Below are 1,106 nucleotides of genomic sequence, written 5' to 3'. Positions count from 1 at the left end.
TCTACACCAAAACGACTATCTAAACTTACACTTAAATCTTCTGCACCTCTCCTTTTTCTGGATTTAGGAGTATGTCCACTACCGCCTTGAATTACTGATATTTCTGATTCAGTATCTGCAACAGAAATATCAAGACGAGTTTGTTCTTCTGCATCTTCTATTTGAGAAGATGATTCTGTAGCATTTATTTTTTCACTCATTTAGCCCTATTCCCAAATACTGCAACATGTATTATGTAAAGCTCTTCATTAAGTTTACAAGCTTTAGATAACGCAACTGCATTAATTAGTCTCGATGAACTTGAATCTTTTTCTAATTCTCCATGACTATTAAACTTCAATGTATCTCCAATAGCAATATTGGTAGCATTATCTTTTTTAGCAACTAACCAACCTTGAAAATTATTACCAATGGGTACAACTTGAGCTCTCTCTGTATAATCATCAATATCAACACATATCCCATATAAATCACYMTCACCACCTGCTACCACAACTGCTTGATATTTAATATCAGTAAAATCTAATTTAACTCCTCGCTTATATGGATAGCCTTTAGATGGTATATTTTCAATAATATCCAAACCACTTGTAACAGTCCCACCAGATGCAGAAAAAGCTAAATTCTTGTCTCTAAAATCAGTGTTATTACTCAACAATTCAGAATCAACAGTTGGATTCTTCATATAAGACTTTAATTCTTTTAACTTATCGTCAAATTCCTTTTTTAGTTTTGCAATATCTGCCATTTATTCTCCTTTAAATTCCAAATTTTTTTCTTCTAATTCTTAAATGATGATTTACTAGTTCTTTATATCTATTAAACATACCTTCTTTAAGTCCATCATTATTTTGTGGCTTGAAGTGTGGAGAAGCAGTCGAAACATTATCTTCTAATTTGATAACAGATCTGTTGATGCTCTTAGTATCAAAATTTTTACTCTTTGTACTCCTTTTTATCGAAGTTTTAGCGAGATTCACAAGCATGTCTAATAATGTTCCCTTGATATGCTCAAGATTATCAACTTTTGCTATAGCCTTAACTTGGTCTTTTGGAACATACTTCCTTACAAGTTCTCGTTTTTGCGCTAACATAATTTCATCTAA

General features: G+C 31.8%; 2 protein-coding genes and 1 pseudogene. All 3 read right to left on the bottom strand.

The window, feature by feature from the left end; all coding sequences use genetic code 11:
• Positions 1 to 200 (bottom strand): annotated as a pseudogene (locus U881_RS0105820) (DUF228 domain-containing protein); the annotation flags it as partial.
• Positions 197 to 748, bottom strand: a complete 552-nt coding sequence (locus U881_RS0105815) for a DUF228 domain-containing protein (RefSeq protein ID WP_024653628.1) — start codon at positions 746 to 748, stop codon at positions 197 to 199. The pseudogene U881_RS0105820 and the gene U881_RS0105815, both read right to left, overlap by 4 nt.
• Before the next feature lie 10 nt (positions 749 to 758).
• Positions 759 to 1,106: DUF1357 family protein (locus U881_RS0105810; protein WP_024653627.1), on the bottom strand; the 348-nt coding region annotated here is incomplete at its 5' end.

Source organism: Borrelia persica No12 (assembly GCF_000500045.1).
Taxonomy (GTDB): domain Bacteria; phylum Spirochaetota; class Spirochaetia; order Borreliales; family Borreliaceae; genus Borrelia; species Borrelia persica.
This window is presented reverse-complemented; position numbering and strand designations above follow the sequence as displayed.